We start from the raw sequence: 14726 nt of genomic DNA on the forward strand, positions 1-14726 counted from the left end.
CTCCTGGTGTCGCGGCTCACCCATTCGTATCAAGTCGAGGTTGCCGAAAGGTTGCGGCGCGTATGATTGACCGGTGGAGTTTGGGATCCTCGGTCCGCTCGAGATCCGGGATGGGGACCAAACGGTCACCATCTCCGGTATAAAGGAGCGCGCCATTCTCGGCCTCCTGATCGTTGAGGCCGGAACCGTCGTCTCCGCGGATCGAATGGTGTTCGAACTGTGGGGCGACACGCCACCGAGAACAGCGACGAAGTCGCTGCGGAGCCATGTATCGCGCTTGCGTCGCTCGCTCGGCGGCACAACGACCATCGTCACGCAACGACCGGGCTACCGACTCGCGTTGGACGGCCATATCATTGATGCCGCACGGTTCGAATCACTCGCCGATGATGCAAGCAGGCTCGCGAGCGATCCCATTCGTCGGTGGCAAACGGCGCGTGAAGCCCTCGCGCTGTGGCGCGGACCGGCACTCGCCGATCTCAGCGCCTTTGCGTTCGCTGACGGGGAAGCGAGGCGCCTCGAGGAGCGCCGAATCAGGACCGCCGAGCACGCGATGGATGCCGGTCTCCGGATCGGACGCCATCGGGATCTCATCCCTGAGTTGCGCGTACTCACCACGGAACACCCATACCACGAGGCGTATTGGGCGCAGTTGATGCTCGCGCTCTACCGCTCGGGTCGCGCCGGAGATGCCCTCGATGTGTTCCGGGAAGCCTCGACCGTGCTCGGGGAGGGACTCGGCATAGGCCCCTCCGTTGAGCTGCGGGAACTGGAGCGTTCGGTCGTTCTCCAAGATGAGACGCTCAACCTGCGGGTTCCGACAGGACCGCACAATCTCCCTGCTTCCGTCTCATCGTTCGTCGGAAGGGAACGAGAGTTGGCTTCCCTTGCAAGGAGCCTCGGTGATTCGCGGTTGGTGACGATGACAGGTGCGGGGGGATCCGGCAAGAGTCGCCTCGCGAGGGAGCAGGCGAGTCGGTCCCTGATGGATTACGCCGACGGTGTCTGGATCGTCGAGCTTTCCTCGCTCATTGATCCCGACGACATACCAGCCGCGGTGTGCATTGCGATGGGTGAGCCTGCCAGCCACGCCACAGATCCGACCGATGCCCTCGTCTCGCTGGCTGGTACCCGGCGAATGCTCCTCTTGTTGGACAACTGCGAGCACATGGTCGACGCCGTCGGGATGCTCGTCGGAAGAATCCTCTCCGAATGCCCCAACACGACGATTCTCGCCACCTCCCGCGTCGCGCTTCGGGTCCCTGGCGAGACGATCTGGCTGGTTCCCCCCCTTCAGCTTCCGGATCTTGACGATGAGCTGGAGGTTCAAGTGGCGACCGAGGCGGTTCGGCTCTTTGTCGTGCGCGCTCGAGAAGCCGCACACGAGGTTTCGTTCGAAGGTGACGACATGCGGACGATCTCGGCCCTGTGCATTGCCCTTGGCGGGCTTCCGCTCGCCGTGGAGTTGGCTGCTTCCCGGATCGGTGCCTTCGGTCTCGCCGATCTCGCAGAACGCCTCGAAGGAGGACTCAGCATGCTCGGCGCGGGTCGCACGGAGCTTGCACACCACCGCTCCATGAAGGCGGCCATTGGCTGGAGTGTGGACCTGCTGACCGGTGACGAGCGACGGGCCTTCGTTGGGCTCGCTGTCTTTCTCGGCGGCTGGACACTCGCGGACGCTGAGGCTGTTCTCGGGGGCCGAATCGTCCCGTTGGATGAGGTTGCCGGCATCGTGGCTTCCCTCGTCGATCAGTCGCTGGTCGAGGTCCACCGCGAACACGGGGTTCGGTACCGGTTCCTGGAACCGATCCGTGAGTTTGCCCGGGAGCAGCTCCATGCCTCCGAGATGGCGGCCGATCTCGACCTGGTCCACGCGCTTCGTTTCCTCGAGGTGTGTGGCAGGGCCGACGAAGGTCTGCGGGGCCGAGAGCAGACCGACTGGCTTGCTCGCTTGCGGGCAGATCATGACAACATTCGGAAGGCACTGCGGTGGTCGGTCGATGCCAAACGCGGCGACATCGCGCTCGGGCTTGTGGCATCCTGTGCATGGTTCTGGTTCATGGCGGGACATTGGCGCGAGGTGTCGCTGTGGCTCGATGCGGCACTCGATGCGGCTGGTGACGACCATCCGCTACTCCGAGCAAGGGCCATTGCACGCGCCGATGGGATCCAGGTCATCCGGGTCAATGTACAGCCAGCGGCGACGAGGATCGAAGCCGCCGAAGCGGTGTGCAGGGCCGAAGGTGACCGGTACTACGAGGCATGGTGCGTGCACCTGCGAGGTCATGCGCACATCTATGACGAGGCTGGTGACCCGCGACGACCGATCGAGACCGCTCGTGAGATCTTCGTGGAACTCGACCGGCCATGGGAGGTCGCGTGGTCTGATCGATACCTCGGAGACGCATTTGGCCTTGCCGGTATGAGCGACGATGCCATCGAAGTTCAACTGTTGTCGATTTCGGCTTTTCGGGAGATGGGTGACCTGTGGTCGACCGCCTACGGTCTTCACAACCTCGCCAACTTCTTCTTGGTGAACAATGCGTACGGGCCAAGCGTTGCGCGCCCCTACTTCGAACGGTGCATGCGGATCGCACAGGACATCGGGGATCCGGTGTGGCACGCCCACGGGCTCAACGGCCTCGCCCATTGCGACTTCCAAGAGGAAGCGGGGGATCCGACGACGCGGTACCTGGAGGCGGCCGATCGATTGCGCCGCATCGGTGATGATGCATGCCTTGCTTCGGCGGTCGGGTTCCTCGGAGATCTGAGCGAGCGGAGCGGTGAGATCGGCCCAGCAGCGGGGTGGTACGCAGAAGCCATTCGGATAGCAGAACGGCTCTCACGCTGGTCGCACATCGGAGCCAACTTCGACCGTCTCGCACGCTTGGCGCATGTGACGAACCGCTCGGCGCAGGCAAGGCGTCTCGTCGCCGCCGTTGATGGCGGATTGGGTCGCGGCGAGATGAGGTTCACGGACTGGTACGCCGCCACGCATCGCGAGGTCGCGCGGTCCGTCGGGATCGAGGGTCCGACGACGGAGCCCATCGCGGATCTCATTCCGTTTGCCCTCGAACTCGCCGAGACGATCGCAGATGGTGCCTGAGGAACGAGGCCAGCTTCATGGGCTGCCTCAGACCCGCAGCATCTTATCGATGCGGCGAGCGGTGATCACGGATCCGACCGCACCGAGCAACCCGAGATAGGCGACATTGACGAGCATCGTCCAGCTCAGGACGCCGAGCGTGAGACCGCGCAGGAGGACGACTCCGTGGTAGAGCGGTGAGAACCAAGCCACGACCTGGAGAGGGACCGGGTAGACCGAGAGCGGGTAGAAGGTGGCGGAGAACAGGAAGAGAGGCACGGTGATGAACGCCACGATGTCGAGATCCTGCCAGGTACGCATGTAGGTGGTTCCGGCGGTGCCCATGGCGCCGAATGCGAAGCCGATGAGGACCGTAGCGGGGAACGCGAGAATGCCGAGGGGTGACTCGATCAGGCCCATCGCGGCCATGACCATCATGAAGGCAACCGAATACGCTGCTCCTCTCGAGAGTGTCCAAACGATCTCGCCGGACGCCACATCGGTCGGTTCGACCGGGGTTGCGAGGATCCCGTCGTAGATCTTGCCGTACCTGAGCTTGAAGAACATGTTCCCCGTCGACTCGAACACGGCGCCGTTCATTGCCGAAGCGGCCAGCATTGCCGGCGCGATGTACGCGACATACTCGACCGGGCTTCCGGCGAAGTCGACCTCACCCGCGAGGTCTCCGAGGCCGACACCCATCGCGATGAGATAGAAAAACGGTTCGAAGAACCCCGACAGGAGGACGGGCCAGATCGTGCGCATCGCGACGAGGTTGCGCTCGAGGAGGAACCTGCCGCGCCACATTCGCGGAAGCGGCGGAATCACGCGCGGCGCGAAGCCCGATCGGTTCACGGCGTCAACCGCCTGCGTATCGGCCCGACGCTGAGAACCGTTCCGACCACGACGATCGCGACGAGGAAGGCCCAACTGATCCATGGCTGTACGATCGGCGTCGATCCGAGGGTGATCATGCGAGCAAGTTCGACACCGTGAAAGACCGGTGTGACGAATGCAACCGGCTGAAGCCATCCGGGAAGCTGGGTGATCGGGAACAGGACCCCGGAGAACAGGAACATCGGTATGACGACGAACCGGAAGTAGGTCGCGAGGGCCGAATCGGTTCTGAGACGGACCGTGAATGCCGTCGTCGCGGCCGCCATGCCTGCTCCAACGAGGACCGCGGGTACGGTCGATGCGAGCGATCCAAGCGGGGATGCGACACCGAACGCCACCATCACGATCGCGAACGACACCGAGACCATCGCGACACGAATCGTCGACCACGCGACCTGACCGAGGGCGAGGCTTCTGACCCCCACCGGTGTTGCAAGGGTTGCGTGCCATGTCTGGCGCCACTTGATCGCCGCCATGACCTTCCATGCGCCTTCGGCCGCGCCGGTTTGCATCGCCGTAGCGACGAGGAGGCCCGGCGCGAGGAACGCGAGGTAGGAGATGCCCTCGGCACCCGAAGCGAGGTTCTCATCGACGAGAGTTCCGAGCCCGAGTCCCATCGCGAGCAGGTACAGAACCGGATTGAGGAAGCCGGTGAACACCGATCCACGCCAGGTTCGCCGGTACGCACGCAGCTCAGACTCGACGACTCGAACCGACAGGGGTACTGCCATCAGTCGACCAGGGTTCGGCCGGTGAGTCGCAAGAAGACATCCTCGAGGGTCGATCGGCGCGCAAGCACCGTCTCGGGCTGCATGCCCTCGCTGTGGACGGCGGCGATCGTCCGCTCGGCGTCTTCGGTGTATACGAGGGCACGATCGGCGAGGATCTCGGTACGGTCGGACAGTTGCTCGATCCTGCCGTCGAGGGTTTCGAGCACACCGACCGGAAAGCGGAGCTCGACGACATCGCGCGGGGTGTACTCGTCGATCAATGCCCGTGGCGATCCCTCGGCGACGATGTGCCCGTTGTCCATCACGACGAGCCGGTCGCAGAGTTGCTCGGCCTCGTCCATGTAGTGGGTCGTGATGAGCAGGGTGATGCCTCGCTGCTTGAGCCGGTACAGGCGGTCCCACAGCACATGTCGGGCTTGGGGGTCGAGTCCGGTCGTGGGCTCGTCGAGGATGTAGATGTCGGGATCGTTGATGAGGCCGCGTGCAATCGTGACACGGCGTTTCATCCCGCCCGACAGCGCGTCGACCGGTGCATGGAGCTTGTCGGTCAGCTTGACGAAATCGATCAACTCGTCGATGCGAGCGTTGAGCTCGGTCTTCGGGATGTCGAAGAAGCGCCCGTAGGTGTACAGGTTGTCATGGACCGTGAGTTCTTCGTCGAGGTTGTTCTCCTGGGGAACCACACCGAGCCTCGAACGCAATCGAGGGCCCTCGGTGGTCGGGTCGAGCCCGAGAACCGAAAGCGTGCCTCCCGAGATCGGGGACAGTGCACTGATCATCCGCATGGTCGAGGTCTTGCCTGCACCGTTCGGCCCGAGGAAACCGAACGACTCACCCTGCCGAACCTCGAAGCTCACACCGTCAACCGCGACGAAGTCGCCGAAGGTCTTGCGAAGGTTGGTGGCCGTGATGAGCGCTTCGGACATGGGCATGGAAAGATAGCGACGACACGATCCGACACTCGGCGGTTGACGCCCGACTCGTCGGATGCCAAGGTCACCGTGTGAGTGAGTGCTCACTCAGTATTAGTCTGGTGGGGTGAAGACGACCCGAGCCAAACCGATGCCGACCGAGGAGCGCCAGAAGGCGATCGTGGCCGCGGTCACCCCGCTCATCGCCGCGTACGGATCCGGCGTCACGACGGCGGCGATGGCGGAGGCGGCTGGTGTGGCTGAGGGAACGATCTACTCGGTGTTCCCAGACAAGAGGTCGCTGATCATCGCAGCCGTGAGGTCAGCGCTCGATCCTGTCGTGGTGCAGGAGGCGTTCAGCGCCATCGATCCCGAAGCCGGACTCGAAGGCAAACTCCTCGCAGCGGCTGGCGTGCTCGTCGAACGCATCGAACAAGTCATGGCGCTCTTCGATGCCCTCCGGTCGATACCGGGGGCCACCGACGGGAGCAGCCGCGGTCACCAGTTCGTCGCCGATGCCGAAGTGGCGGTGACCGCAAGCCTGACGGACCTCATCACACCCCACGCGGGCGAACTCGCCATCGAACCGAAGCGGGTGGCTTCAGCCCTCCGTGGCCTCGTCCTGTCGGCCCGTCATCCTTTGCTGCCAGAAGAGCTTCATCTCACGGTGGACGAAGCCGTCGCGGTGCTGCTGCGGGGTGTCACCATCAGAGAAGGGTCATAGGCCGTGTTACTGCGCATCCTGAGGAGCCACCTCGCGCCCTACAAGCGCCTCATCGTCGTCATCGTTGCGTTCCAGTTCGTTGCAACGATGGCCTCGCTGCTCCTTCCGAGCCTCAACGCGGACATCATCGACAAGGGCGTCGTCACCGGGGACACCGACTACATCGTCGCAAAGGGCTCGATCATGCTTGCCGTCTCGTTGCTTCAGGTCCTCGCATCGATCGCGGCGGTGTATTTCGGGGCCAAGACGGCGATGGCGTTCGGACGCGACCTGCGGTCGTCCATCTTCCGCAAGGTGGCGTCGTATTCGAGGCGCGAGATGTCGTACTTCGGTGCGCCGTCGCTGATCACCCGCAACACCAACGATGTCCAACAAATCCAGATGCTGGTCATGATGACCTTCACCCTCATGGTGATGGCACCGATCATGATGGTCGGCGGCATCATCATGGCAATGCGCGAGGATGTCGGCCTTTCGTGGCTTGTGGCCGTTGCGGTTCCGCTCCTCGCCGCGGTGCTTGCCTTGGTCATTTCCCGGATGATCCCCGCGTATCGCACGATGCAGCGACGGATCGACACCGTCAACCGTGTCCTTCGCGAACAGCTCAGCGGTATCAGGGTGCTCCGAGCCTTCGTGCGCGAGCCGTACGAGACGCAACGCTTCGAACACGCCAACCGCGAGCTCACGGAGGTGTCGCTGACCGTCGGCCGGTGGATGGCGGCGATGTTCCCCATCGTTCTGCTGGTTCTGAACCTTGCAAGCGTGGCGGTCCTGTGGTTCGGCGGTCTGCGGATCGACGCCGGATCGATGGAGATCGGCGCACTCACCGCGTATCTCACCTATCTCATCCAGATCCTCATGTCGGTGATGATGGCGACATTCACGCTGATCATGGTGCCGCGCGCAGCGGTCAGCGCGGACCGTATCGGTGAGGTCCTCGAAACGAACTCGTCGGTGGTTCCACCCGAGCATGGGGTCGTGGCGGCCGATCGGCGGGGTGAGGTCGAGTTCCGTCGGGTCGAGTTCACCTACCCGGGTGCAACCGATCCCGTGCTGCGCAACATCGATTTCGCCGCCAAACCCGGACAGACCACAGCGATCATCGGTTCCACCGGAGCGGGAAAGTCGACACTTGTCAACCTCATTCCCCGCCTGTTCGATGCCACCGCCGGCACCGTGCTTGTCGACGGCATCGATGTGCGGAGCCTCGAGCCGGACTTCCTGTGGAGCCGCATCGGCTATGTCCCGCAAAGCCCGTATCTGTTCACAGGAACCGTTGCTTCGAACCTCCGGCACGGCAAGCCGGACGCGACCGAAGCAGAGATGTGGCGCGCGCTCGAGATCGCACAGGCCCGTGATTTCGTCGAGGAGATGCCGGAGGGCCTCGACGCTTCGATCTCACAGGGTGGGACCAATTTGTCGGGAGGGCAGCGCCAGCGGCTCTCGATTGCACGAGCGGTGATCCGGGACCCCGAGATCTACCTCTTCGACGATGCGTTCTCTGCACTCGATCTCGCCACCGACGCGCGGCTGCGGGGGGCGCTCAAACCGGTGACGACCAACGCAACCGTGATCATCGTTGCCCAACGCGTCTCGACGATCAGGGACGCCGACCGGATCGTCGTTCTCGACCATGGTGTGATCGTCGGCTCTGGCACGCACCGCGAGCTCCTCGAAACCTGTCCGACCTATGTCGAGATCGTCGACTCCCAGCAGATGGCGGAGGTGTTGTGATGAGTGACCGTCCCACCACCGGCGACCTCAAGAAAACCGAACGAATCGTTGCCCAGCCCGGCCCCGGGCGGGGCATGGGGGGAGGGCAGATCGCCCAAAAGCCCCTTTCGTTCAAAGAATCGGGTCGGAGGCTCCTGCACTACCTCAAACCGCAACGCCTCAAGGTGGTCTTCGTGTTCATTGCTGCCGTTGTGAGCGTTGCGCTCGCATCGATCGGGCCCCGCGTCCTTGGTCGTGCGACGGATCTCATCTTCTCGGGGGCGATTGGTGGATTCCTGCCGCAGGGACTGACCAAGCAGCAAGCAATCGACGCGGCGATCAGCGCAGGCAACGAGCAGTTCGCGAAGATGCTCTCGGGCATGGATGTCACGCCGGGCCAAGGCATCGACTTCGGCGCTGTGGGTGCGGTGCTCCTGGTCGTGATCGCCCTGTATGTGGGGTCGGCGCTGCTCTCGTTCCTCCAGGGCTACCTGCTCAACGATGTCGTCCAGGACACCGTGTATCGGTTGCGATCCCAGGTCGAGGACAAGATCAACCGACTCCCCCTCAGCTACTTCGATCGTCAACCCCGCGGCGAGCTCCTTTCGCGTGTCACCAACGACATCGACAATGTGTCCCAAAGCCTCCAGCAGACCATGAGTCAGCTCCTCACCTCACTGCTCACAGTCGTGTTCGTGGTCACGATGATGTTCCTGATCTCTCCGACGCTCGCCCTGATCGCTCTCATCACGATCCCGGTCGTGATGGTCGTTGCGGGGCTCATCATGCAACGGTCCCAGCGGCATTTCGTGGCACAGTGGCGCAGCACGGGAACGCTCAACTCCCAGGTGGAGGAAGCCTTCACGGGACACGCGCTCGTCAAGGTCTTCGGCCGACAGGAGGAAGTGCAGCAGTCCTTCGAGGTCGACAACGACGACCTGTACCGGGCGAGCTTCTCGGCTCAGTTCCTCTCGGGCCTGATCATGCCGATCATGATGTTCGTCGGGAACCTCAACTATGTGATCATCGCGGTCATCGGCGGCCTCAGGGTCGCGAGCGGGACGATGAGCCTCGGTGATGTGCAGGCGTTCATCCAGTACTCACGCCAGTTCACGCATCCCGTGACGCAGATCGCCTCGATGGTCAACCTGCTTCAATCAGGCGTCGCATCCGCCGAGCGTGTGTTCGAACTGCTCGATGCACACGAGGAGGAGCCAACGGATCACCATCCGAGAATGGTCGAGAACCCCCGCGGTCGTGTCGCATTCGAGGATGTCTCGTTCCGATACGAACCCGACCAGCCCCTCATCGATGATCTGTCGATGATCGTCGAGCCGGGGCAGACCGTCGCCATCGTCGGACCCACCGGTGCGGGCAAGACGACCCTCGTGAATCTCATCATGCGCTTCTACGAACTCGACGCGGGGCGCATCACCCTCGACGGCCTCGACATCGCTCGCATGCCTCGCGCCGACCTCCGATCCCGGATCGGGATGGTCCTCCAGGACACCTGGCTGTTCAAGGGCACGATTCGCGACAACATCGCCTACGGGAACCCTGAGGCCACCGACGCCGAGATCCTCGAGGCTGCGAAGGCAACCTTCGTCGATCGATTCGTCCACAGCCTGCCGGACGGGTACGACACGGTCATCGACGATGAGGGAACCAACATCTCGGCAGGCGAGAAGCAGCTCATCACCATCGCAAGGGCATTCGTCGCCCAGCCTGCACTCCTGATCCTCGACGAGGCGACGAGTTCCGTCGACACACGAACGGAGCTGCTCGTCCAACACGCGATGGCAGCGCTTCGGTCCGACCGGACGAGCTTCGTGATCGCACACCGGCTGTCGACGATCCGCGACGCCGACCTGATTCTCGTCATGGAGGAAGGAAGGATCGTCGAGCGCGGCACCCACGATGAGCTCCTTGCGCTGCGCGGCGCTTACGCGGCCCTGTACAACGCGCAGTTCATCGATCCGCGACCCGACACGGCGGTTCCGGTTCGCCGCTGATTCCGGGTGCGTGCTGACGGTACGCTCCTGTCAATGGAGATCCACGACAGCATCGTCGAGGCGATCGGCGGGACGCCACTGGTGCGCTTGGCGCGCCTCCATCCCGAAGGCAACCTGGTCGCCAAGGTCGAGTCGATGAATCCGGGAGGCTCCATCAAGGACCGCATCGGGCTCGGCATGATCGTCCGCGCCGAAGCCAACGGTTGGCTTGCTCCCGGCGACACGATCGTCGAACCGACCTCTGGCAACACGGGGGTGGGACTTGCAATGGTTGCCGCGATCCGCGGCTACAAACTCGTGTGTGTCATGCAGGACAAACAATCGAAGGAGAAACAGGATCTCCTTGCTGCGTACGGGGCTGAGGTCGTGTTGTGTCCAACGGATGTCGAGCCCGACGATCCCCGCTCGTACTACTCGGTCGCGAACGAGCTTGCGAGCCGTCCCGGCCATTTCCGGCCGGACCAGTATTCGAACCCTGCGAACCCCCAAGCCCATGTGGAGTCGACCGGGCCCGAGATCTGGCAACAGACCGACGGAACGGTCGGGATTCTCGTTGCGGGGGTCGGGACAGGCGGGACCATCAGCGGGACGGCCCGGTACCTCAAGTCGATGAACCCCGACATCGAGGTCGTCGGCGTCGATCCGAAAGGATCCATCTACACCGCGGCCACACCGGGCGATGTCACCACCTACCTCATCGAAGGGGTCGGCGAGGACTTCTGGCCGGAGAGCTACGACCCTTCCCTCACCGATCGGTACGAGGTCGTGACCGATGCAGAGGCCTTCGCGATGACGCGGCGCCTCGCCGTCACCGAAGGCCTCCTGGTCGGGGGGTCGTGCGGCATGGCCGTCGAAGGAGCGATGCGGGTTGCCGCGGGAAGCCCCGACCGCCTCGTCGTCGTCATCCTCCCGGACTCCGGTCGCAGCTATCTGTCGAAGATCTTCAACGACGAATGGATGACGGCGGAAGGATTCAGCCTGTGACCGAGCACCGTTTCGAAACCCTTGCCATCCATGCAGGCCAGGAACCCGACCAGACCACAGGCGCCGCGATCACACCGATCTACGCAACCTCCACCTTCGTCCAGGAATCACCCGGCGTGCACAAGGGATACGAGTACTCGCGCACCGACAACCCGACTCGGACCGCCCTCCAGACCCAGCTTGCCGCCCTCGAAGGCGTCGATGCTTCCGACGATGGTGGGGCGGTCGCGACCTCGTCCGGACTCGCCGCGACGGCCCTGATCGGGTACCTGCTCAGCCCGGGGGACCGGATCGTGTTGCCAGACGATGCCTACGGAGGCACCTTCCGGCTGATCGCTCGCGTTCTCGCCCAGCACGGGATCGCATGGACGGCGGCTGACCTGTCATCCCCGGAAGCCGTCGAGGCCTCCCTGACTCCTGACACACGCCTCGTGTGGATCGAGACACCGACGAATCCGCTTCTCAAGGTGGTCGACATCGGCGCGGTCGTCGAGGTGGCTCGGTCCGTCGGAGCGCTGGTTGCCGTCGACAACACCTTTGCGACCCCCTACCTCCAGCAGCCACTCGGACTCGGTGCGGACATGGTCGTCCATTCAACGACAAAGTATCTCGGCGGCCACTCCGACACGGTTGGGGGTGCCATCGTGACCAACGATGCCGACCTGTTCGAACGCCTCAGGTTCCTCCAGAACGCGGTCGGGCCCGTGCCGGGGCCGTTCGACTCGTATCTGGTGCTTCGCGGGATCAAGACGCTCGGCGTGCGCATGGACCGACACTGCGAGAACGCCGCAGCGATTGCGGCCTTCCTCCAAGGCGATCGGAGGGTCGAAGCGGTTTGGTATCCGGGCCTCGCGTCACATCCGGGCCACGACATCGCCGTGCGCCAGATGACCGGCTTCGGTGGCATGGTCTCGTTCACCCCGACCGGCGGCACCGACGCAGCGAGCGAGATCGTCACCCGAACCAAGCTCTTCTTTCTCGCCGAGTCGCTCGGCGGTGTCGAGTCGCTCATCGAGGTTCCCTCGATCATGACCCACGCCTCCGTTGACGGGACGGATCTCGAGGTCCCTGCGTCGTTGGTGCGCCTGTCGGTCGGGATCGAACACATCGACGACCTGATCTCCGACCTTGACCGGGCACTTGGCTAGTCCGGCCAATCCGCAGGGCATCGTCTCGCTCGGGTGGTTCGGTGACTGGGAGCAACGCCGCGCAGCGCACGAGGCGTCGGGCGATCCTGCTCGCGTCGTGCGCCACGACGGTGTCAAGGTGCTCGTATCGGACGGGGTTTCGCTGCGCCATGCGACTTTTTCACGATCGCTGTCCCTCGCCGTCGGGGACTGGGTGCTCATCGAAAACGAAACCGTGACCGGCGCCCTCGAACGATCCTCGGAGCTCGTTCGGGAGAGCACCGAAGGAGGTCCACAGGTCATCGCAGCGAATGTGGACCTTGTGTTGGTCGTCTTCGGCGTGGATCGCCCCCTCCGCCGTGCCAAGGTGCTGCGGTTCGCCGCATTCGCGTGGGACATCGGGGCCAAGCCCGTTGTCGTGCTGTCGAAGACCGACCTGCGGACCGATGTCGATTCTCTCGTTTCCCGGGTACGGACCTGGGTTGGCGATGTGGACATCGTTCCGGTTTCCGTCACCAACGGTTCGGGCATCGAGACGATCCTTGAGCTCCTCGCGGGCCGTACGGGGACCCTGATCGGGGAGTCAGGTGCCGGCAAATCCTCGCTCGTGAACGCCGTCATGGAGGACGAGGTCGCGTGGATCGGCGATGTGAGGGACCGCGACGCAAAGGGTCGCCACACGACCACGCATCGGGAGCTCCACCTGCTTCCCGGAGGGGGAATGATCATCGACAACCCCGGTGTTCGCGCTCTTGGCCTGTGGGCAGAGGGGGAAGGAGTCGAGCAGCTCTTCTCCGACATCGAACAGGTCGGGACTTCGTGCAGGTTCCGCGATTGTGCCCACCGCGAGGAGCCCGGGTGTGCTGTCCGCGCGGCGATCGAAGCGGGCGACCTCGACACACATCGGTGGGAGTCGTATACACGGTTCATCGATGAACAGGAAGGAGCTTCGCGGCGCGCCGTGCTCAAGCAGCGGAGGTCTCGCTCGTGAGGCTCTGCCACATCAACCACGCGGCGGCCAGCCATGGGGCGCACGAGTCGCCTTGCCTCAGATCCTCGCGCCTTTCGGGAGTGCGAGCCGGTGCCGGGCCAGCATGCCCTCATCGCGCAGGATCTCGGTGATCTCCCCGTCGGCAACCACCCTCCCTTGGTCGAGGATGATCGCCCGGTCGCAGGTCTCATTGGCGTAGAGCAGATCGTGGGTCACGATCAGTTGGGTGACATCGAGGGAGTCGAGAATCGCCGTGAGTTCGGAGCGGGACGCGGGATCGAGGTTCGCGGTTGGCTCGTCGAGGACGATGATGTCGGGTTCCATTGCCAGGACGCCGGCGATGGCAACCCTACGCTTCTGGCCGAACGAGAGGTGGTTCGGGGGACGCTCCGCGAGGTCGGCCACATCGACGGCGGCGAGCGCAGCATCGACCCGGCGATCGAGGTCGGCACCTTCGAGACCGAGATTCCTCGGCCCGAACTCGACATCGCTGCGGACGGTCGTCATGAACAGTTGATCGTCGGGGTCTTGGAACACGATGCCCACCCGTCGCCGCACATCCATCACCGAGGATGCATCGAGTACGATGCCCGACACCTGCACGGATCCGACTTGTGGCATGTGGATGCCGTTCATGTGCAGGACCAGCGTCGTTTTCCCCGCCCCGTTTGGGCCCAACAGCGCGAGTCGATCACCGGGGTGGATGTGGAGCGACACATCGTTGAGAGCGACCGTCCCATCCGGGTACCGGTACGAGAGGTGATCGACCGCGATGACAGGCGTCGTCATACACCCACCAGGGCGGCGGTGGCGATGAGCCAGACGAATCCGATCGCGGCGAGCCCGATTGCCCACTCCTGCGCAGGGGTTGCAGGTATCGACGAGGCCGGCATGGCCCCGCGGTATCCCCGGGACCGCATGGCCAGGTAGACGCGCTCACCCCGCTCGTAGGTTCGTACGAACATCACACCGAGCGTTCTCGCCATCGGGCCGATCTGCGTGAACCACCGCGCATCGTGGGCCCGAGAAGCCATCGCGGTCCTCATCCGGGACCAATCCGACATCACCACATCGATGTACCTCACCATGAAGCCGGCAATCGCGGTCACGATCGAGGGCATTCGGAGACCGTCGAGGCCCGCGAGGAACTCGGGCACCTGCGTTGTCGCTCCGAGGATGACAGCGACGGCGAGCCCGAAGGTCGCCTTCGCGATGATGTTCCACGCGTCCCACAAGCCGGGCTCCGACAGCGCGATACCGAAGACCTCAACCTTGGGCTCCCCGCCGAGAACCGGGAGCAGCACGGCAACCAGCAGGAACGGGATCTCGATGAGCATGCGGCGCCCGGCAAATCGTGGCCCGATTCCTGCGATGGCAGCGATCCCGATCACAGCCACGAGGTAGGCGCCGAAGGCCCAGAATGCCTCCCGCGGGGTGATGACGATCCCGATGACCAACAAGAAGGCGGTCACGATCTTGATCTGAGGGGCCATCCGGTGGATGGGCGAATGCCCATGGAGGTACAGCGCGTGGACATGGCCGTCGGCCATT

Annotated in this window: 11 protein-coding genes and 1 pseudogene; 7 read left to right on the plus strand and 5 right to left on the minus strand. The window is 63.9% G+C overall.

The genetic code is table 11. The features are described 5' to 3' along the window. Positions 1-73: 73 nt before the first annotated feature. Positions 74-3106 (plus strand): BTAD domain-containing putative transcriptional regulator, encoded by a 3033-nt coding sequence (locus R2823_03530; protein ID MEZ5175258.1) that lies wholly within the window; start codon positions 74-76, stop codon positions 3104-3106. Between the two features lie 27 nt (positions 3107-3133). Here R2823_03530 and R2823_03535 read toward each other — a convergent pair whose 3' ends face one another. From R2823_03535 to R2823_03545, 3 genes are read right to left on the minus strand one after another with little or no spacing between them, the layout of a single operon-like run. Then, positions 3134-3940, minus strand: a complete 807-nt coding sequence (locus tag R2823_03535; protein MEZ5175259.1) for an ABC transporter permease — start codon at positions 3938-3940, stop codon at positions 3134-3136. Next, positions 3937-4713, minus strand: a complete 777-nt coding sequence (locus R2823_03540) for an ABC transporter permease (protein MEZ5175260.1) — start codon at positions 4711-4713, stop codon at positions 3937-3939. Before R2823_03540 ends, R2823_03535 begins: the two co-directional genes overlap by 4 nt. Beyond that, on the minus strand, positions 4713-5645 hold the full coding sequence (locus R2823_03545) for an ABC transporter ATP-binding protein (protein ID MEZ5175261.1): 933 nt from the start codon (positions 5643-5645) through the stop codon (positions 4713-4715). Before R2823_03545 ends, R2823_03540 begins: the two co-directional genes overlap by 1 nt. 106 nt (positions 5646-5751) lie before the next feature. Here R2823_03545 and R2823_03550 point away from each other — a divergent pair, with 106 nt between their 5' ends. The 6 genes and pseudogenes from R2823_03550 (at position 5752) to rsgA (ending at position 13175) form a co-directional block, all read left to right on the plus strand. Further along, a complete protein-coding gene (locus R2823_03550) occupies positions 5752-6348 on the plus strand; it encodes a TetR family transcriptional regulator (protein MEZ5175262.1) in 597 nt (198 codons plus the stop codon). Between the two features lie 3 nt (positions 6349-6351). Further along, the gene (locus R2823_03555) at positions 6352-8082 is read left to right on the plus strand and encodes an ABC transporter ATP-binding protein (GenBank protein MEZ5175263.1); all 1731 of its coding nucleotides are present in this window, start codon (positions 6352-6354) and stop codon (positions 8080-8082) included. After that, the gene (locus tag R2823_03560; GenBank protein MEZ5175264.1) at positions 8082-10073 is read left to right on the plus strand and encodes an ABC transporter ATP-binding protein; all 1992 of its coding nucleotides are present in this window, start codon (positions 8082-8084) and stop codon (positions 10071-10073) included. Before R2823_03555 ends, R2823_03560 begins: the two co-directional genes overlap by 1 nt. 33 nt (positions 10074-10106) lie before the next feature. Further along, a pseudogene (locus R2823_03565) lies at positions 10107-11033 on the plus strand (pyridoxal-phosphate dependent enzyme). Further along, on the plus strand, positions 11027-12205 hold the full coding sequence (locus tag R2823_03570; protein MEZ5175265.1) for a cystathionine gamma-synthase: 1179 nt from the start codon (positions 11027-11029) through the stop codon (positions 12203-12205). Before R2823_03565 ends, R2823_03570 begins: the two are co-directional and overlap by 7 nt. Next, complete coding sequence (gene rsgA, locus R2823_03575; GenBank protein ID MEZ5175266.1) at positions 12198-13175, plus strand: ribosome small subunit-dependent GTPase A; 978 nt, start codon at positions 12198-12200, stop codon at positions 13173-13175. Before R2823_03570 ends, rsgA begins: the two co-directional genes overlap by 8 nt. Before the next feature lie 57 nt (positions 13176-13232). On the opposite strand, the gene R2823_03580 is transcribed toward rsgA, so the two are convergent. Together R2823_03580 and cbiQ are read right to left on the minus strand one after the other, a co-directional pair. Further along, the gene (locus tag R2823_03580) at positions 13233-13964 is read right to left on the minus strand and encodes an ABC transporter ATP-binding protein (protein MEZ5175267.1); all 732 of its coding nucleotides are present in this window, start codon (positions 13962-13964) and stop codon (positions 13233-13235) included. Next, the gene (gene cbiQ, locus R2823_03585) at positions 13961-14725 is read right to left on the minus strand and encodes a cobalt ECF transporter T component CbiQ (GenBank protein MEZ5175268.1); all 765 of its coding nucleotides are present in this window, start codon (positions 14723-14725) and stop codon (positions 13961-13963) included. The genes R2823_03580 and cbiQ overlap by 4 nt, the downstream gene beginning before the upstream one ends. Between the last annotated feature and the right edge of the window lies 1 nt (position 14726).

It is taken from the genome of Acidimicrobiia bacterium (assembly GCA_041393965.1).
GTDB lineage: Bacteria > Actinomycetota > Acidimicrobiia > Spongiisociales > UBA5794 > UBA5794.

Coding starts and splice junctions, on each gene's coding strand:
- R2823_03570 (MEZ5175265.1), top strand. CDS start 11,027: ATGGATGACGGCGGAAGGATTCAGCCTGTGACCGAGCACCGTTTCGAA.
- R2823_03560 (MEZ5175264.1), top strand. CDS start 8,082: ATGAGTGACCGTCCCACCACCGGCGACCTCAAGAAAACCGAACGAATC.
- cbiQ (MEZ5175268.1), bottom strand. CDS start 14,725: ATGGCCGACGGCCATGTCCACGCGCTGTACCTCCATGGGCATTCGCCC.
- R2823_03545 (MEZ5175261.1), bottom strand. CDS start 5,645: ATGCCCATGTCCGAAGCGCTCATCACGGCCACCAACCTTCGCAAGACC.
- R2823_03540 (MEZ5175260.1), bottom strand. CDS start 4,713: ATGGCAGTACCCCTGTCGGTTCGAGTCGTCGAGTCTGAGCTGCGTGCG.
- R2823_03580 (MEZ5175267.1), bottom strand. CDS start 13,964: ATGACGACGCCTGTCATCGCGGTCGATCACCTCTCGTACCGGTACCCG.